At 56.0% G+C, this 18,059-nt stretch carries 17 protein-coding genes and 3 pseudogenes; 14 read left to right on the forward strand and 6 right to left on the reverse strand.

Features of this window, described 5'->3' with window-relative positions; all coding sequences use genetic code 11:
* The first annotated feature begins 69 nt into the window (after positions 1-69).
* The 4 genes from FPT12_RS25975 to FPT12_RS25990 all read left to right on the forward strand — a co-directional run bounded on the left by FPT12_RS25975 (position 70) and on the right by FPT12_RS25990 (position 4,114).
* Positions 70-831: an SDR family oxidoreductase gene (locus FPT12_RS25975; RefSeq protein ID WP_145021955.1), complete on the forward strand. Its 762-nt coding sequence runs from the start codon at positions 70-72 to the stop codon at positions 829-831.
* Between the two features lie 82 nt (positions 832-913).
* On the forward strand, positions 914-1,327 hold the full coding sequence (locus FPT12_RS25980) for a cupin domain-containing protein (RefSeq protein ID WP_145021957.1): 414 nt from the start codon (positions 914-916) through the stop codon (positions 1,325-1,327).
* Between the two features lie 97 nt (positions 1,328-1,424).
* Positions 1,425-2,522: an HlyD family secretion protein gene (locus FPT12_RS25985; RefSeq protein WP_145021960.1), complete on the forward strand. Its 1,098-nt coding sequence runs from the start codon at positions 1,425-1,427 to the stop codon at positions 2,520-2,522.
* Positions 2,519-4,114, forward strand: a complete 1,596-nt coding sequence (locus FPT12_RS25990; RefSeq protein WP_145021962.1) for a DHA2 family efflux MFS transporter permease subunit — start codon at positions 2,519-2,521, stop codon at positions 4,112-4,114. Before FPT12_RS25985 ends, FPT12_RS25990 begins: the two co-directional genes overlap by 4 nt.
* An 82-nt stretch (positions 4,115-4,196) precedes the next feature.
* On the opposite strand, the pseudogene FPT12_RS25995 reads toward FPT12_RS25990, so the two are convergent.
* Positions 4,197-4,402 (reverse strand): annotated as a pseudogene (locus FPT12_RS25995) (twitching motility protein PilT); the annotation flags it as partial.
* A 91-nt stretch (positions 4,403-4,493) separates the two neighbouring features.
* Here FPT12_RS25995 and FPT12_RS26000 point away from each other — a divergent pair.
* The 6 genes from FPT12_RS26000 (at position 4,494) to FPT12_RS26025 (ending at position 10,379) form a co-directional block, all read left to right on the forward strand.
* A complete protein-coding gene (locus FPT12_RS26000; RefSeq protein ID WP_145021964.1) occupies positions 4,494-5,225 on the forward strand; it encodes a GntR family transcriptional regulator in 732 nt (243 codons plus the stop codon).
* Positions 5,226-5,362: 137 nt separating this feature from the next.
* Positions 5,363-6,646, forward strand: a complete 1,284-nt coding sequence (locus FPT12_RS26005; protein WP_145021966.1) for an MFS transporter — start codon at positions 5,363-5,365, stop codon at positions 6,644-6,646.
* Positions 6,647-6,674: 28 nt separating this feature from the next.
* On the forward strand, positions 6,675-7,520 hold the full coding sequence (locus tag FPT12_RS26010; RefSeq protein ID WP_145021967.1) for an amidohydrolase: 846 nt from the start codon (positions 6,675-6,677) through the stop codon (positions 7,518-7,520).
* Between the two features lie 157 nt (positions 7,521-7,677).
* On the forward strand, positions 7,678-9,009 hold the full coding sequence (locus tag FPT12_RS26015; RefSeq protein ID WP_145022004.1) for an MFS transporter: 1,332 nt from the start codon (positions 7,678-7,680) through the stop codon (positions 9,007-9,009).
* Between the two features lie 194 nt (positions 9,010-9,203).
* On the forward strand, positions 9,204-9,638 hold the full coding sequence (locus tag FPT12_RS26020) for a GFA family protein (protein ID WP_145021969.1): 435 nt from the start codon (positions 9,204-9,206) through the stop codon (positions 9,636-9,638).
* A 258-nt stretch (positions 9,639-9,896) separates the two neighbouring features.
* Positions 9,897-10,379 (forward strand): DUF2867 domain-containing protein, encoded by a 483-nt coding sequence (locus FPT12_RS26025; protein WP_145021971.1) that lies wholly within the window; start codon positions 9,897-9,899, stop codon positions 10,377-10,379.
* Positions 10,380-10,450: 71 nt separating this feature from the next.
* Here the strand turns inward: FPT12_RS26025 and FPT12_RS26030 are convergent.
* Positions 10,451-10,579 (reverse strand): annotated as a pseudogene (locus tag FPT12_RS26030) (SDR family NAD(P)-dependent oxidoreductase); the annotation flags it as partial.
* A 49-nt stretch (positions 10,580-10,628) separates the two neighbouring features.
* On the reverse strand, positions 10,629-11,489 hold the full coding sequence (locus FPT12_RS26035) for a CAP domain-containing protein (protein ID WP_145021974.1): 861 nt from the start codon (positions 11,487-11,489) through the stop codon (positions 10,629-10,631).
* A gap of 281 nt (positions 11,490-11,770) precedes the next feature.
* Here FPT12_RS26035 and FPT12_RS26040 point away from each other — a divergent pair, with 281 nt between their 5' ends.
* Positions 11,771-12,547 carry a nucleotidyltransferase domain-containing protein gene (locus tag FPT12_RS26040; RefSeq protein WP_145021977.1) on the forward strand — a complete coding sequence of 259 codons (777 nt, stop codon included), beginning with the start codon at positions 11,771-11,773 and terminating at the stop codon, positions 12,545-12,547.
* Positions 12,548-12,726: 179 nt separating this feature from the next.
* Here the strand turns inward: FPT12_RS26040 and FPT12_RS26045 are convergent, their stop codons facing one another.
* Positions 12,727-13,272, reverse strand: coding sequence for a DinB family protein (locus tag FPT12_RS26045; RefSeq protein ID WP_145021980.1), 546 nt, complete (start codon positions 13,270-13,272; stop codon positions 12,727-12,729).
* A 417-nt stretch (positions 13,273-13,689) separates the two neighbouring features.
* Between FPT12_RS26045 and FPT12_RS26055 the strand changes: the two are divergent.
* Positions 13,690-13,929 (forward strand): annotated as a pseudogene (locus FPT12_RS26055) (transposase domain-containing protein); the annotation flags it as partial.
* Here the strand turns inward: FPT12_RS26055 and FPT12_RS26060 are convergent.
* Positions 13,926-15,134, reverse strand: coding sequence for an MFS transporter (locus tag FPT12_RS26060; protein ID WP_145021983.1), 1,209 nt, complete (start codon positions 15,132-15,134; stop codon positions 13,926-13,928). The pseudogene FPT12_RS26055 and the gene FPT12_RS26060 sit on opposite strands and share 4 nt — an antisense overlap.
* Before the next feature lie 105 nt (positions 15,135-15,239).
* Complete coding sequence (locus FPT12_RS26065; protein ID WP_145021986.1) at positions 15,240-16,106, reverse strand: LysR family transcriptional regulator; 867 nt, start codon at positions 16,104-16,106, stop codon at positions 15,240-15,242.
* A 352-nt stretch (positions 16,107-16,458) separates the two neighbouring features.
* Between FPT12_RS26065 and FPT12_RS26070 the strand changes: the two genes are divergently transcribed.
* Together FPT12_RS26070 and FPT12_RS26075 are read left to right on the forward strand one after the other, a co-directional pair.
* A complete protein-coding gene (locus tag FPT12_RS26070; RefSeq protein WP_145021989.1) occupies positions 16,459-17,049 on the forward strand; it encodes a hypothetical protein in 591 nt (196 codons plus the stop codon).
* A gap of 326 nt (positions 17,050-17,375) precedes the next feature.
* The gene (locus FPT12_RS26075) at positions 17,376-17,696 is read left to right on the forward strand and encodes a hypothetical protein (protein WP_145021993.1); all 321 of its coding nucleotides are present in this window, start codon (positions 17,376-17,378) and stop codon (positions 17,694-17,696) included.
* Positions 17,697-18,059 lie beyond the last annotated feature (363 nt).

Raw genomic sequence — 18,059 nt, forward strand, 5'->3', positions numbered from 1 at the left:
CGTTCACACCTGCAGGCAATCTTCCCTTACACCGACGCAATGGTTGCAGTCGATACGTGGAGAAAGCCCATGAAGATCGTCGTCATCGGAGGCTCCGGCCTCATCGGATCGAAACTTGTGAAGAACCTCCGCGAGCGCGGCCATGACGTGCTCGCAGCCAGCCCCAGCACGGGCGTAAACAGCATCACCCGCGTGGGCCTGGCCCAGGCGATGGATGGTGCTGACATCGTAGTCGACGTGGCGAATGCTCCGTCATGGGAGGACCAGGCCGTCCTCGAGTTTTTCGAAACGTCGAGCCGTAACCTGCTGGCCGCCGAAGCGGCCGCCGGGGTTCGGCATCACGTTGCCCTGTCGATTGTCGGGAGCGAACGGCTTCCCGAGAACGGCTATTTCCGGGCCAAGGTCGCGCAGGAAAACCTGATCAAGGCATCCGGCATTCCTTACTCCATTTTGCGTGCCACGCAGTTCTTCGAATTTGTCGGCGGCATTGCCCATTCGTTTACCGTCGGCGAAGAGCTTTGCGTTTCGCCGGCGCTGATCCAGCCGTTGGCGTCCGACGACGTGGTGGCGGCACTCACCGACGTCGTGCTGGCAGCTCCGGTGAATGGCACAGTCGAAGTCGCAGGGCCCGAGGCCATGCCGCTCGACGAGCTGATCAGGCGCTTTCTGCGGGCCACTCAGGATACTCGCCAGGTCGTACCGGACGTACACGCGCGCTACTACGGCGCCGTGCTTGACGATCAATCGCTGACACCCGGCAAGAATCCGCGCCTGGGCGCGATCCGTTTCGAAGATTGGCTCAGCCAGTCAATGGCCGAAGCGGGCCGCTGAGGCCTCCAGGGACAACTCAGGAAGGCGTCGCCCCGGTAATGGGGCGCGCCGTCACAACACCTACCCACGAAGGAGTATTGCCATGGTTACCCGATTTCTCCTGGCCGCTGCTTTCGCAGCACTGTCGATCAACGCAGCGTCGGCCACTGAGCCGCCCGCCGGCAAGGTGACAGTCGTGTTTGACCGTCCCATTCCCAACATCCCTGGCAAGAGCATGAAGGGTGTGGTCGTCGAGTATGGGCCGGGCGCCGCGTCGCCGTCCCACACCCATCCGAAAACGGCCTTCATCTATGCAACGGTCCTCGAGGGCGCATTTCGTATCAAAGTCAAAGGCCAGCCGGAAAAGATCTACCACGTCGGCGAAAACTTCGTAGAGGAACCGGGTTCCGTGCACGAAGTCAGCGCCAACGCCAGCGCCACCGAACCTGCACGCCTGTTGGCCGTGTTCGTCCTCGACACCGACGAAAAGACGCTCGTCACACCGATCAAAAAGTGAGCCGATCAACGCGCTCATAAATACTCGACAGCCGGGCGGCAGGCCACCGCCGCCCTGGGGCTGCTGCAGTGCATGGCATTGAACGGGAAATGAAAAAATGAACTCGCTCCAGGACAAGGCTGCCATTGCTTCCAGTGCAAGCGCCGAGCCCCCCGTCGTAGTGGCTCGGCAAAACAAGCGCAAGACATTCGGCATACTGCTGTGTGTTGGCGCCGTGGTGGTCGTGGCTGCCTGGGGGGCCATGGCTGTTTCGAGCAGTTCAACCTTGACCGATAACGCTTATGTTCGTGGTGACGTGACCTCACTCGCCGCCAAGGTGGCCGGCTACGTCACTGCGGTAGAGGTCGAGGACAACCAAACCGTCCAGGCGGGTGACGTCCTGTTCCGTATCGATGACCGGGACTATCGCGCCAAGCTTGTGCAAGCAGAGGCTAATGTCAGCGCTGCCCAGGCGCGCCTGATCCATGTTGATGCGCAGACCCAGCTTCAGCGTGCGCTGATTCGGCAGGCCGAAGCCCAAAGACGTTCGGCCACTGCCGATATGAATCTTGCGACCAAGACCCATGATCGCAGCCGCAAACTGATCGTCAGCAACGCGGTGAGCCAAGCCCTGGTCGATGAAACCGACACGGCGCGGTCCAGAGCCGAAGCGTCGGTATCGGCCGCTTCGGCAACGGTTGAGGCGCAACAGCAACACATCGCCGTCTATGCCGCCGAGAGAGAGGCTGCCGTGGCTGCCGTGTCGCAAGCACAGGCTGCACGTGATCTCGCCCAGATTGATCTCGACAACACCATTGTCCGCGCGCCTGTGGGTGGCGTCGTCGGAAATCGCCAGGTTCGTATCGGCCGGCTCGTGACGCCAGGTGTTGCCTTGCTCGATATCGTGCAGGTCAATGATGTGTGGGTCGTGGCGAACTTCAAGGAAACCCAGCTCGAACATATCCGCCCCGGTCAGCACGTGCGCATCACGGTCGATGGCTACCCTGACGCGGTACTTGAAGGCGTGGTCGATAGCTTTGCACCGGGGAGTGGGGCGGCGTTCAGCTTGCTGCCGCCCGACAACGCAACCGGAAACTTTGTCCGTGTCGTGCAGCGGGTTCCGGTCAAGATCCGGCTGGCCAACAATCCACTGCCGGGACGCATCGTGCCTGGCTTGTCCGTGCGGGTGGAGGTGAGGCAAGGGAAAGGCTCATGAACACCTTTGCCAGCGCCACGCCGAGCAGCGCCAAGGCTATGACGGGCGCCTTGCTCATCGTGGGCATCGTACTGGCCACGCTGACGGAAGCGATCGCCGGCACCGTTCTATCGATCGGGCGCGGCCATATCATCGGTGACACCTACGCAACACCTGATGAGTTTGCCTGGCTGGACGTCGGCTACACCGCGCTAAAGCTGATCGGCTTCATCATGGCTCCATGGCTGATGCAGCGTTTTACTGCGCGTAACCTGATCATCGGTTCAACCCTGGCCATGGGTCTGGCGTGCTGCATCGCCGCCATCACCGCTCGGCTGGACCTGCTGATCGCGCTTCGCATCATTCAAGGCTTCGCTGGCGGCACCCTGCTGGTGGCGGGCCAGACGATGATTTTTCGTGCCTGGCCGCGTGCCCTTCAGCCGATCCTTCAAGCCGTGTTTGCCATGGGCTCCGTGGTCGCGCCGGCGACTCTCGCCCCGGCCCTTCAAGGGTGGTTGATCGACAGCCAGTCCTGGACCTGGATTTTCTTCAGTGTGGTGCCGCTGGCCCTGGCGGCAACCGGCCTTTTGCTCATTGCAGACCACCCCATGCCCGCCAAGGGCCGGCAGCGTCCCTTTGACTGGCTCGGCTTCTCTCTGATCTCGGCCACCCTGATCTGTGTTACCTACGTCCTCAGCCAGGGCAGCCGATGGGACTGGTTCGAGGAACCTCGGGTCCTGATGTTGACGATGATCGGTACAGCCGCGCTGCTGGCATTTTTCGGCCAACAAATGTTGGCCAAAGGTCAGGGATTGCTCGATTTCACGGTGTTCAAATCGAGCGATTTTACCTTTGCCTTTATCGTCAGTTTTGTCGCCGGTGCCGCCTTGTTCGGCAGTGCGTTTTTGATTCCGGCGTTCGCCCTGTCAGTGCTTGCGTTCACACCGACTGATGCCGGCATGCTCCTGTTGCCCAGTGGTGTTTTTTTTGTTGGCTCGCTGCTCATCGCTGCCTTTCTCATCAAAGTCCGTCGCGTTCCACCGGTTGCGACAGTGCCCTTTGGCATCCTGTTGATCATGGGGGCGATGTGGATGCTGTCCGGTTCCACCAGCGAAAGCGGCACCGACGACATGATGGCGGCCATCCTGTTACGTGGCCTGGGCCTTGGTTTCCTGTTTCTGTCGATCACGCTGATCGCCTTCAGCGACCTCAACAGCCGCAACCTCGCCAGTGGCATTGGCCTGTTCAATACGGGACGTCAATTGGGCGGTTTAATGGGCGTCGCCGGGCTCCAAACCCTGATCGATCATCACATCGTCATCAATGTCGCGGCACTCGGCGCCAACGTCACCCCAGGGGGAAATGCCGTCATCGAACGGCTGACGACCATCACGGCGATGCTGGTGGGGAAGGGGATGGATCAAGCAGCCGCTGGCCGGGTAGCGCCCAGCCTGCTGGGCAAGGTCGTGTCAGGTCAAGCCACGGTGATTGCTTTCGATACCGCGTTCTACGCTGTGGCCCTGCTGTTTGTGGTCGCCGCGCCTATGCTGATCGGCATCAAGATTGGTCTGGCGCGCCATGCGAAAGCGCGCGCTGAGCAAACTGGCGCGTGAGACGCGATACACCAGCCGTCGGGCTTTGGATCAAGGCGTTTTGCGAGTAGGGATTAGGTGGACGCGCCATCCTCGAAGCCATTAGCGGGGGGCTGATGTCCAGCGTTTCGAACTTGGGATACACCGCTAACCGGTCACCGTCGAAGATCACCCGCTCGAAGGCCACCGACTCGCCATTGAGCAGCACCAGTTCGACCTCGGTATCCCGAGCGCCTCGATCATGTGCTTGACCGTCACCCCTCGCGCGCGCTAGTAGGTAAAGGACTGCCGCCACCGTTCGTCCGCCAGGTTCGGTAACCCTTATTGACAGAAAAATGCATCAGGAGAATACTCGGCCAATATTCATATATATGACTAGATAACAAGGTGAATAAAGTCGATGAATTCCCTGTCCAGTGATGTCCGCCTACCGCTTTATCAACGCCTGCGTGATCAGTTGGCTGAACAGATTGCCAACAATCGCTGGCGTCCGGGGGAGGCCATTCCCACTGAAGCTGCGCTTTCAGCGGAGTACACACTGTCCACTGGCACCGTGCGCAAAGCGGTCGACGCGCTGGTCAGTGAGGGCGTTCTGGAGCGTCAGCAAGGTCGAGGCACCTTCGTGCGTCGGCCTCAGTTTCAATCTTCGCTTTTCCGATTCTTCCGCTTCCAGACCGCTGCGGGTGAACGCCAGGTACCGGAGAGTCGCATCCTGTCTATTGAATCGGTGGCCGCACCCTCGGCAGTGGCCCAGGTGTTAGGGCTGCCAATCGACGCGCCGGTTATTCGCATTGTCCGCGTTCGTCTTCTGGATGTTCAGCCGGTACTTGCCGAAGAAATCTGGCTGCCTCGCAGCCGGTTTCAGCCGCTACTGGAGATCGACCTGAATCGAAAAGGGCCATTGCTTTACCCGATTTACGAAGAAGTCTGCGGTCAGGTCGTCGCCTCTGCCGAAGAAGCACTCACCGCCGAGTCTGTAAATGACGTGCATGCGCGGTTATTGAAAATACCGGTCAACAGTCCCGTGGTGGTGATCGAGCGTCTGGCGCGTGACTACGCCGGTACGCCTCTGGAGTGGCGGCGCTCCCGTGGGCATGCCGAGCATTTCCGTTACAGCGTGGACATTCGCTAGCGCATTGCCTGAATAGCGGATCGCTCACCGGCGAATCGATCGCTGGCGGATTCATCGTTTTGTTTGCCATGACTGGCCTCGTAGCGGCGCGGTTCGCTCTCGGCTGCCTCATGTTCCACCTATAAGGATAAGAAATCATGTTCAGCTGGTATCGCCAAGTCACTCCTCGGGAGCGCAAAACGTTTTGGGCCTGCTTCGGTGGATGGTCGCTGGACGCACTGGAAGTACAAATGTTCGGCCTGGCGATTCCGGCATTGATTGCCGCCTTCGCCCTGACCAAGGGCGATGCCGGGCTGATTAGCGGTGTCACGTTAGTCACTTCGGCCATTGGCGGTTGGGTAGGGGGGACGTTGTCCGACCGCTACGGCCGGGTGCGTACGTTGCAGTGGATGATCTTGTGGTTCTCCTTCTTCACCTTTCTGTCCGCCTTCGTCACCGGGTTCCAGCAGTTGCTGATCGTCAAGGCGCTGCAAGGCTTCGGCATTGGCGGTGAGTGGGCTGCCGGCGCGGTACTGATGGCCGAAACCATCAACCCGAAATACCGCGGCAAAGTGATGGGCACCGTCCAAAGTGCCTGGGCCGTAGGTTGGGGCGTGGCGGTCGGGGTTTTTGCGTTGATTTATTCGTTCGTACCGCAAGACATGGCCTGGCGTGTGATGTTCATCGTCGGCTTGTTGCCGGCACTCCTGATCATCTGGGTTCGGCGCAATGTCGAGGAGCCCGACAGCTTCCAGCGTCTGCAAAAAGAACACGTTATCCCACAAAGTTTTTTCAAATCCCTGGCCGGTATTTTCCGTCCTGAACTGATCCGCGTGACCCTGTTCGGCGGGCTGTTGGGCCTGGGCGCACACGGCGGTTACCACGCCGTGATGACGTGGCTACCGACCTTCCTCAAGACCGAACGCAACCTGTCGGTGCTGAACTCTGGCGGCTACCTTGCCGTGATCATCCTTGCCTTCTGGTGTGGCTGCGTCGTCAGCGGATTCTTGATCGACCGTATTGGCCGCCGCAAAAACATCGTGCTGTTCGCCCTGTGCTGCGTCGTGACCGTGCAGTGCTACGTGTTCCTGCCCCTGACCAATACCCAAATGCTATTCCTCGGTTTTCCGCTCGGCTTCTTCGCGGCGGGCATTCCGGCCAGCCTCGGCGCACTGTTCAATGAGCTGTACCCGGCGGACGTGCGCGGCGCTGGCGTGGGGTTTTGCTACAACTTCGGCCGAGTGCTCTCGGCGGTATTCCCGTTTCTGGTCGGCCATATGAGTGACTCCATGTCACTGGGCTCGGCCATTGGCATCGACGCCGGGATCGCTTACGGCGTGGCCGTTATCGCGGCCCTTTGCCTGCCGGAAACCCGTGGTCGCAGTCTCGACGCTGCGATCCCATCCGTCTCGGTGCAAGGCAGCGAGAGCGCCCGAGCGTGATGATCATTACTTGCGATAGATGAAACCCATGTCTGATACCTGTTCAACACCGATCACTGGCATCGATTCCCATGCTCATGTCTTTAGTCGGGAGCTGAAGCTGGCCGCTACACGGCGCTACACCCCTGACTACGATGCCACGCTTGCGGAGTATCTGAATCACCTGGGTGCCCATGGCTTGAGTCACGGCGTATTGGTGCAGCCGAGCTTTCTGGGCACCGATAATAGCTACCTGCTGGCGGCGCTGAGGCAAGTGCCGGAGCAGTTGCGAGGAGTGGTCGTGCTAGAGCCGGGTGTTAGCCGTGCCCTGTTGAATGACATGGCTCACCTAGGCGTGGTTGGCGTTCGCTTGAACCTGATGGGCAAGGCGTTACCTGATTTTCGCAATCGCGCCTGGAGAGAATTTTTCAGCCACATCGCTGACCTTGACTGGCATGTCGAATTGCATCGGGAGGTAAAGGATCTGCCGGCACTGATCCATCAATTGACGCCGTTCGGTTTGAAGCTGGTCATCGACCACTTCGGACGGCCGGACGCCAGTTTGGGCGTCGATCAGCCAGGGTTTTCCGAGTTACTGGAATTGGGATCGAGAGGGTCGATCTGGATGAAGGTATCGGGAATTTATCGTCTGGGAGGTACGCCGCAACAAAACCTCAATTTCGCCCGATCGGCATTACCGCTGTTGGAGCAAAGTTTCGGCCGCCACCAACTGGTATGGGGCAGCGACTGGCCACACACGCAGCATGAGAAAAACATCGGTTTCGACACCGTAATCGATCAGCGGCAAGCCCTGGAGTGTTCGATGCAACTGAGCCATTCGTTGCTCGTGCAAGCACCTCGACGGTTATTCGGTTTTGCAAAACGTGAAGGCTGAAGCTCACCCACGCCTTTGCAGATGACCCTTCATCCCACCCACGTGTAACGAAAACTTGCAGACAGTCTGAAATGCGACGTTGCAGTCAAACCTCTCGTGCCGCATCGAGAGGTTCTGCGCAAGAGCAGCCTATTACAACTACAAGAGAGCAGTTTCCATGAACAAGCCATCCAATACTGAAATTGAAAAATCGACCATGCGCAAGTTGGGGATTCGCCTGATCCCCTTTCTCGTACTCTGCTATTTCATCGCCTACATTGACCGAGTCAATATCGGTTTCGCTGCCCTGACCATGAACCAGGACATCGGCCTGACGGCCAGTGCCTTCGGGTTCGGCGCCACGCTGTTTTTCGTCGCTTATGTACTTTGCGAAATGCCCAGTAACATGGCCATGGAACGTTTCGGTGCCCGCCGGTGGATCGCGCGCATCATGATCACCTGGGGCATCGTCGGTTTCTGTTCGGCATTTGCGGTCGGACCGATATCCTATTCGATCTCCCGATTCCTCTTGGGGGCAGCCGAAGCCGGCTTCTTTCCCGGCGTAATTCTTTACCTCACGCAATGCATCCCCAAAGCGTACATGGCTCGAATCGTTGCGCTATTCATGGTGGCGATACCACTCTCCAACTTTCTCGGCTCACCGGTGTCGGCACTGCTGTTGCAATTAGACGGTCTGGCCGGATTCAAGGGATGGCAGTGGTTACTGATGCTTGAAGCCATTCCCGCCATCACGCTGGGATTGCTCGCGCTGAAAGTGTTGCCAAATCGGCCAAGCGAAGCGAAATGGTTGACTCAACAGGAACAGGGTTGGCTAGGCGAGCAACTGACTAACGATAAGGCCGCGCGCGAAAGTGGCATTCCTCAGCACGCTCACAGCATAAGTGGCACCCTCAAGGCCGTGTTTACCAACAAATATGTATGGGTGCTTTCGATTATCTACATGGGCAGTTCGGCAACCAGCAACACGCTGTCGTTGTGGATGCCGCAGATCCTGAAATCCTTCCATCTGACCAACATGCAAACGGGTCTGCTGAACATGATTCCGTTCGGCATGGCCGCAGCGTTCATGATTTTCTGGGGACTGCGTGCGGACAAGAGCGGGGAGCGGATCAAGAGCACTGCTATTCCGCTAGCCATTACTGCGGTGAGCTTTGCTGCCACGCTGTTCACGGACTCCCTGACCATTACGCTGGTACTGCTGACGCTCGTATTGATGGGTAACTATGCGATCAAGGGGCCGTTCTGGGCACTTTGCTCCGAATCCCTGCCGCCGGCGACGTTGGCCACCGGGATTGCAGCGATCAATACTTTTGCCCACCTGGGTACGGGCGCCATGAGTTCGGTGATCGGTGTACTGCGTGATCAGACCGGGAGCTTTCCAATTGCACTGATGCCGCTCTGCATCGTGACCGCTATCGGTTCGCTATTGGTGTTTCTGATTGGCAAACAGAACGATCGTGCGAAGCAAATCGCTACGGTCGGCAACTGACCCATTGCTTCTGAGGAGGCTCGAAATGGGCGAGCATCCTCGTTGCGTATGATCCAGTGTTCGACATTCGGCGTTGAATCAGGCTGGGCATTATCCATGGCAATCAAAGGCCAGTACTATGACGGCCACCCCTTTTCCGGTACCAACACTCGAACCGGCAGAATACCGATGAATCGTTCTTCAGGGAGATATCCATGGCATCAGGGCAATGTCTTTGCGGGGCTGTACACTTTTCCCTCGGGGTTGAACCACGATTTTTTTATCGATGCCATTGCACCCTATGCCGCAAGCAAACCGGGGTCGGCCATAATCTAGCCACAGTGGTCAAAGCTCGCGACTTTCGATGGGAAGAAGGGCTAGCTGCGATCACAAGTTGGCGCAAATCCAGCGGGTACAGAAATGACTTTTGCTCACGATGTGGCTCGACCGTGCCTAATGCTCTTCGCGAGATGCCTTACTTCTGGATTCCGCTTGGACTTCTCGATGGCGAACTGAGCATGGAGTGTGTTGGAGATTTCTGCACTGATGACGCTATGCCATGGGATGAACAACGCTCGGAAAAAAGTCATCGCTCAACCCCGGATTCACTTGGATTTCTTCTGCAGGAGCTCCAGGTCGACAATGATTGATTCAAGAGCTTGGTCGGCATAGGGACGAATGGGTAGCCTGGCCCAAACTCGGTTCACCACCGTCCGCTATGGGCTGTGGATTCAATCTGTTGCATCGACCGGTTGAATCCACAACCCATACCGGCCTGTAGCCGGCAGATATTCACTCAGCGAACAGTTAAGGGATATTGGGGGGTAATTATGACGTAGCATGGCTACATGATAATCAGCTTCCGATTTTATCGGGAATGGCAGTCGGGCCACTGAAAGGAATAATGTTTGGCTACCCCATCACCTGCTCACACTCTGTGTGCACTGTCCGATCTTGATTACTATGACAGCAGGTCGGTTTCGCTCCCTGTTGAAATCACCACTCTTGACGCTTGGAACATCATGACGGCCGAACCGGGACTGCTCATGCGGCTAGCGTTCCGAACGAGGGACGCGATTTCCTCGTTATTCGGCGTGAAGCGGGTCGGCGGGTTCTCCGGCGCTAGGCGAGAGACAGTACACGCTGGCGAACAACTGTATTTCTTTCTGGTGGAACATAGTGCTCCCGACATGCTGGTTCTGACCGAACGTGACCGGCATCTGGATGTCATGATTTGCCTTTCGATAACAGATCGTGTGTTCACGATCACCTCATCTGTCGTAACGCATAACGTCTTTGGGCGCATCTACATGTTGCCCGTAGGTCTAGCCCATAAGCTGATCGTCAATAGGGATCTCAGGCGACTGAAACGAAAGCTTGAAGGGAAGTAGATTTTGGTTGTTTCAGCTTTATCCCAGCGCCCACTCCTGGCCGATTTCAGCCTGTCGCGACGGGCTGAGTACATCAGACTGGTGGTGATACTGACGACATGACCGCTGCCTTGTTTTTCCATCTCGGCGATGGCGAGTTGGCTGATGGAGAAGAAACCATTCAGGTTCACCGACAGCACAGCAGCGTAGTCTTCGTGGGTAGGCTTTGGATCTTGACGCAGGACCGGCTAACGGGTGTCCCTCATTTCCTCATTTCGCGCCGAACAGCATCGTCCAATAGATGCCGTTGTCGCTACGCGAGTTCGCGGCATAGGCCGCGCCAACCTGGGTAAACATCGGGTTCATCAGGATGGCGCAATGCCCGGGGCTGGCCAGCCAGCCTTCCATAGCCTTGTCCGGCGAACGCTGCCCGGCGGCGATGTTCTCTCCGATCTGCCGGCCACCGTAGCCGGCGGCCTTCGCTCGGTCCCACGGCATATCACCGTTGGGGTCCTGGTGCGCGAAGTAATTGTCGTTGGCCATCGCCCGGCTGTGCCCCTGCGCCGCTGTCCCCAGGGCGGCATTCCAGGTCAGCGGTGGTGCAGCGGCGAAGCGCTGACGACCACACAGGCGCGGTTTCGCCCGTGCCGCGTTGACTTGTGCCAGCAACGTCTTGCCCGCCGCTCGCGGGTCGTCCAGATGCCTATCGAGCAAGGGCCGCGCCAGCACCACCTGCCATTCACTCTCGTCGCGATACACGCCAATATCGGTGAACTGGGTATCGAGCAGGGCCCCACAGTAGCGGCTCTCGAGCATGTCAAAGGCCTCCTCGGCATCTTCTGCGTCGACCAGGCGGATAGTCCGCACAGACACCGCCTGATAGCCGGAATCCTTCAACGTCTCCCGTGTAACGCCGCCATAGCCGATCGGCAAGGCCAGGCTCGACTTCAGAGCCAGCGGCGCCAAGGCTTGGACCGTGCGCCCCGCGCAGCGCTGCGGTTGGGCGCGGTAGTCGTTGATGTCCTCCACCAGTTGCCTTTCCCCGCCGGCATGGGCGGGACTGGCGAACAGGGGGAGCAAAGGAATAAGGCAGAGCGAGAAAACGCAGGAGGAACGAACGGTCTGGCGCATGAGGCGGGCAGCTCTGATGGGATGACGACGGTAATGGTGATAGTGGGCAGAGGAATGACCGCAGAGCGTTTCGCTGTATTGGCTCGCAGATGGATTCCAAGGCTGGGCTAAGACTGTGGGCCTCAACACAAGTTTCACGAGCAAAGGGGGGAATTTATTGTTGGAGTCGTGCGTCGGCTCCTGGCCGTTCTCTGCCCGTCACGAATGGCAGGTAACGGCCAGAAGCGGACACTATTGGCTCTGTTAAAGTACCTCTCTGAACACAACTCATGGACGGCTTCATGGAACGATTCCATCCTAGTGGCATTGATGCAGACGGTTATATCCTCACCGTGCCCAATGTCGAGGTGCAGTCACAGTTTCAGGATTTGCTGGCTGATGTTTGCATGACGCTCACTCGGTCGGAACCTCTGCTGGACGGGATTTATCTTTATGGCAGCGTCGCTAGAGGCGACGCCGTGCCAGGGGTTTCCGACCTGGACCTGACCCTTGTTCTGCACAGCACTCCTGCGTCGCAGGATCTGGAAATGCTGGAGTCGAAAAGGCGCACGCTGGAAAGTCGGCATACCGAAGTCATCAAGATCGATTTCGACATAGGTAGTCGTTCTCAAGTATTGGCGGCAGACAATCGATTGAGCTGGGGGTATTGGCTCAAGCATCAATGTCGTTGCTTATGGGGAAATGATCTGACTAAGCGCTTCGACCGGTTCAAGCCGTCGCGTGATATCGCCATTGCCGTAAATGGTGACTTCGAATCCGTACTGACCCGGTATGCCGATCTTATCGATCAGGCGGCGACATCGACGCAATCGCTACGCTTGCAACGCGAAGCTTCGCGCAAACTCATCCGGTCAACTCAAGTACTTCGCTCTGAGCAGGACCTGATGTGGCCGCAAACACTGGAAGAGCATGTCGAACTGTTTGTTCAGCATTACCCGTGTATGAGCATGCAGATCTCTTTTTTCTTGTCCCAGGCAAGGACCCCTTACGCTAAGCCAAAAGAGTTTACGACTCAGCTGCATAATTTTTTGACCTGGATGGCTTCAGAAACCGGCTAGGTCTACTTTGGGTCGACAACGGTCATAGATGGATGGCTGCTATTGGCCGTTCTCTGCCTGTCGCGACCGGCAGCTTTCGACCGTTTACCGTTGCTCGGGATCGGCGACCAGTCCGGATGGCTGCGCTGTTTCGCCGACCCGATCGGATGTGACAATGCCTGGTCTAGCGCCAGGCTTTTCTACTTTGTGCAGGACTTGGATGGAATAAGGGCAACCAGATCCGTATCACCTATGTCGACACCCGCTTGTGAAAGCAAGGTAGTCACTTGTCCGCGGTGATGCGTCTGATGGTTGAAGAAATGCATGACCAAACCATAAAAGTTCCTGTCAGCGGGTATTCCCTTCATGCTTGAGTAATGGAGGGTGTGATCCAGATCCGACTCTGCAATGGAGCAAGACCACTCGACAATGTTCTGGTCGAGCCACACTCGATGTGCCGAAAGTTCTCGGATATTCGAGAACAACAACTGGTCGAGGCTTTTGAGGGCAGGAAGCTGCTGAATCGGTTCCAGCGCCAAGTAGTTAGCTGGGTGCTTGGCGAATCGCTTTAGCCAGACCGTGTCGCCGGCCACCAGGTGGTTCAACGTCCCGAGAATTGAACCAAAGAATGCTTTCCTATCCACTGAGAGTTCTTCATCTGACAGGCTTCTGGCTGCCTCATAAATCTTTGCGTTCATCCACTCGTTATAGGTTGCCATCAGGCAGATATGACTGGTTCGGCTCATTGTGTTCATCCTTTCAATGAATGCTTGATAAGCGATCCACGCTCATCTTGAATCCCGGTCTAGTGTTGGGCTTTATTATTTTGGGGGCAGCAAGGAGAGGGGGGCTCTTGCTTGATGCTTGCATGTGGCTCGGCGAATGTCTTCTTTTGGCGAAGGGCGACCCGATAGGGCAGACCCGCACCATAAACCGCACGTTGCCGCACAGGCAACCGCCGGTGAATCGGTCCATGCGGCGTCTCGTCTGAAATCAAGCGGCCAGAATGTCGACCGACTAACCTGCGATTGCCGCTTCGATTGCCGCGATGTCTATCTTGGTCATTGTCATCATGGCGTCGAAGTCTTGTTTGGGGGGGGCGGGGAGCGGATGGTCTTTCATCGAATTAGGGAAGCGCAACGCAGGGTTAGCATTCAGTTGCTCCCATCGATAACAACCAAGTAGAGAACCAGATCCGCCTATGGGCACTTGGACGCTCGAACCGGTTGTTTGCCGGATCGCTACGCAGCGGTAAACGGGCGGCGGCAATCATGAGCCTGATCCAGGCAACGCGCATGAACGGGCACGATCCATACGCCTATCTGAAAGACGTCCTCACGCGCTTGCCAACCCAGCGCGCCAGTCAGATTATCGATCTGCTGCCACATAAGTGGGCTCGTTAAGCCTCGCCGTGTGTACGAGTTTGACTTTGCTTAGGGACGCGCCTCCAAAGCTGCGTGAGCGCCAAAGAAGCAAGACTCGCGATAATGAGCGCAAGTGACCTTATTCCAATGCTCAGCCCCCAAAAGTCGATCAAATAACCTGTTAACACCGGGATCGCCCCAGCGGGCACATACCCCCCCATGTTGAACACTGCGTTGGCTTCGGCTCTGCGCTGCGCAGGCACGCGGTCAGCAATAAGGGTCAGTCCACCTAACTGGCCCAAGCCTTGACCGGCGCCTGCCAACAGAGCGGAAACGATCAGCCATGGAGCGGAACCGGTTTTCAGCGCGATCCACACGAAAATCATTGAGAAGACAGTACCGATCCCGCTAAGCGAAAACACGGTACGGCTGCTGTATTGCTTCGCCGCAAACTGCACGCCCACGGCGACGAGGAACATTGAAAAGGCCATACAACCCGTGACAAGGGGACTATTCACGCCTAGAAAAGTCGCTATCAGCTTGGGGCCGAGTGACAGGATGAATGATGTCGAAGTTATTCCAGGGCCGAAGAACGCTATCCCCAACAGCACGATGCCGAGGTTTTCCTTAGCGACGGAGGGCAAGCGCGGTTTAAATGTACCGCCCCCAAGCTTCTGGTTCTTTTGATTGAGTAACGCTAGGAGCGCCACGCACAAAATCGCGATTTCCACTCGGAAGACTGTGTGGATCGGGTTCGGAAGATATTGCGCAACGACCCCTGCCAATAGCGGCCCGGTGCCCGCTCCGGCCACCATCGCGACAGATGCTATTAGCGAAGCAAAATGCTTGCGATGAGGCTGAGCATGCTCGACGACATTCGCCATACCCCCAGATACAACGAAGCCCACCGAAACGCCGGTGAGGAAGCGTGCGAGCATCAAGACGCCGATGCTGTGCGCTTGGTCGAACAGAATCGCTGCAATGATAGCCAGCCCCACACAGGGTAGAAGCAAGGCTTTGCGCCCGTAGTGGTCGGACAGCTGCCCAGCGACGGTGAGAGTTAGAAGAAGACCGATGATGTAGCAGGAAAAAATTACGGTTAGCACCCCCGACGCGAAGCCGAGGGACTGCTGCCAAAAGCTGTAGAGTGGCGTAGCGGCATTTGAAAGTATAAAAATCGCGGTCACGATCCACGCTGTACGGTACACAGCCATTGAGCTTTTTATGGGATGGGAACTGCTCATTGGTGAAGGGCCTCTCAGTGGGCAGGAATTCAATTCGGAGCCCAGAGTAGAGAAATGTTTCGTGATGACCCATTCATCAAAGTCACAAACCGGATGTGAAAAAATTCACAGCTCCTGTGTCTGCACTAATCCCTCCATGAGGAAATCAAGAACTGCCCGGATTTTTAGAGAGCTGCGTAAATCTTCATGAAACGCGAGCCAGATGGGTAGTTCCAGCGGTGTGTGATCCATATCAACCCTTGCCAGCCCATATTCTTTGCCTAAAAAATCCGGAAGGAAAACTATGCCAGCATTGCCTACGGCAGCTAATGCCTGGATGCGCAGGTCGTTGCTGGTGACGCAAAGCGGTCTTCCTTCCAGCCGATCCAGGAGCCATTGCTGCTGTACCGAATCGTCCATGCTACGGTCGTAGCCTATGAACTCGAACTCTTCAGGTTCACGTTGACTAATGTAGTCCTCGCTAGCATGCGGGTAAAAACGCAAGGAGCCGAGACGTTTGGCGACGACACTCTGTTCATCCGGCCTGCTGAAGGTAATGGCAATATCGGTTTCTTTCCTTGCCAGCGACGCAGTGGACTTGGCTCCGACGAGCGTCAGCTGCAACCGGGGATAACGCTCGCGCAATACCCCAAGTCGCCGAGCTACCAACGTTCCGAGGTATGCAGGAGGTGCAGACAAGATCACCGCACCCTCAATACGGCTTTCTCCCCCGTCAGCGAATCGCCTGAGTGCAAGTGACGCAGACTCCATCTGCGCTGCATATTCACCTACCCTCACACCATCCTCGGTCAGTTGGTAGACACGACCCCTACGATCTACCAGCTTCATGTCCAAAGAGGCTTCAAGGGCAGCTATTCGGCGAGCCACAGTCGCGTGCTCCACCCCCAGCGAGCGAGCCGCAGCGGCTAAGGAGCCCTCATGAACAAAGGCAAAGAAAAAACGGAGGCTGTCCCAGTCAAGCATATTGGTCATCAGGGTGTGGTTAGGAGTGGATTTACAGCGAGCTAAAAGCGTAGCTTACCGATAAATCAGGTGGCGCTGCTGCATAAAGCTTGGACTTAATTTCGTCCCCACGTTCTCCACCAGGCAATACACTCGAATAGTAAAAGCATGGGTAACAGCCATTGGCCTTGTGAGTCGCCCCTGATTTAGTCGACATATCCTGCCCGCCGCTAGATGCCGACTCCCGCCTGTCGTGAGCGACTGGGAGATCAATGAGATCTGGAGAGTGGTAGTTTAATCAGAAATTATAGTACTCTTTGTTTCGCTGGACTTGGCTGCATATAAAGGCCGGTTGCAACAACGGTCTTCAAGGGGGCATGCGGTGTCAGCTATCAGGAGCATTAAAGTCGTAGTGATGGGCTGTATAAAATCATTAGGCTGCATACTGTTTTATGCGATTAAACAGCTGGCTGGAGCTTTAATCAAAGTCGTGCTTTGCGCGACTGCACTATTGATCTGTGTTGTTTTTTTTATTTACATGACTGCTGATTCCACGAATCCGCAGATGGTCCCTTTGCTAACCGCGCTGGTCACCACTACCAATGAAAATCGAATATCTTATTTTCAGGATCAGGACTGGTGTGAGAGTTTGCTTTCCGAGGCTGGTAACTATGCAAACTCAGCAGTCTCCACCTGTGGCGTCGGCGACGAGACCAAACCTTTCGATGTACAAGGAACAGAACTTTTCACCAAAGTCAGATATGCAGCAAAAAAGGCAAAGCTAGCCCCCATTAGTATCAGCATCCGGTCTGAGCAAGGGCGCGTATCGTTCGCGCAGATCGACCTTCCATGCTTCTACTGCTACGCCTTTTATATCTATTCACCACAAGAAGTATACAACCCTGATAAGGCGGAAAAAGCACTCGTTACCCATATGGGCGGGGATTGGTATTATGTGACGACAAGTATCTGAACCCTCCACACTTCATCTCACGAAAATTTACTTTTCAGCACCTCGTGCTTTGTCATTTTGATTGCATGCACGAGGAGCGGTTTGGGTTGCCTTGGCCATCTGCCTGGCGATCATGGAAGGTGTGATCGCCACTAGTCATAATGTCGCAGGCCGTCTGCTGTGGATCGATCTCAGTCCGTCGTGATAGACGGAAATCGGTCATAAGCTGCCGCGTCAGATGCGTCTAAAATCTCAGGCTGATCAGGGCGTAGGGTGTAGGGTGTAGGGGTAATGATGGATCTTATATGTTAATCTTCTATCACATTGGATTTTGAGGTGATTTGAGTATGAAAAATACAAAGCTTAAGGCTGGAATGTGTAATTTTTTATTATGGATTTTTATGCTTTTATTTATAATCTCCACCAATACGTTGGTATACCTTTCGTCGCTATTAAATTTCAATGACAGCTCGCAACTTATTTTTGTCTTTAGTTTGTATCTTCTTGTTTATATTGTGTCTTTGATTTTGTTGGCTTGGGTATGGCGATTTTTACATAAGTTTCTGGCGATTAAAACATTGCCAGGTCAAAAAATATTAGTGACGTATGAGGTGACTTTTGAAGAGTATGAAAAAATTAAAGTTTTTTTGGCTGAAGTCAGAGCCTAGATGTAATGCTCTAAGGTGGAATTTTTTTTGTAGGTCTAGCGGCTGTGTTTGAAGATAGGGGGGCGCACTTACGCCTGGTGTCTGCCCCCGATTGACTGAATTTTCTAAAACTTCGCCCGACGACCTTTTCAAGGTTGCCGGGTGGGAAGGTGTATGGATAACCTCCGGGTGTCGCTGCCAATTCAGCGACCGGGTTTGACCGTCCGTGTACACTCTAGGCGCACAGCGTCCACTGTCCATGAACAGACGCTTTTTTTATGTCTGTCATTTCATGTTATGGCGGCTGTGCGTGGGATACCTTCGGGTATGCCGGTTTCGTGCGCCCAGCATGGGCGCAATCTTGTGGGTGTAAGTCCCACCGTA

The sequence above is a fragment of the Pseudomonas sp. H3(2019) genome, assembly GCF_007713465.1.
GTDB lineage: Bacteria > Pseudomonadota > Gammaproteobacteria > Pseudomonadales > Pseudomonadaceae > Aquipseudomonas.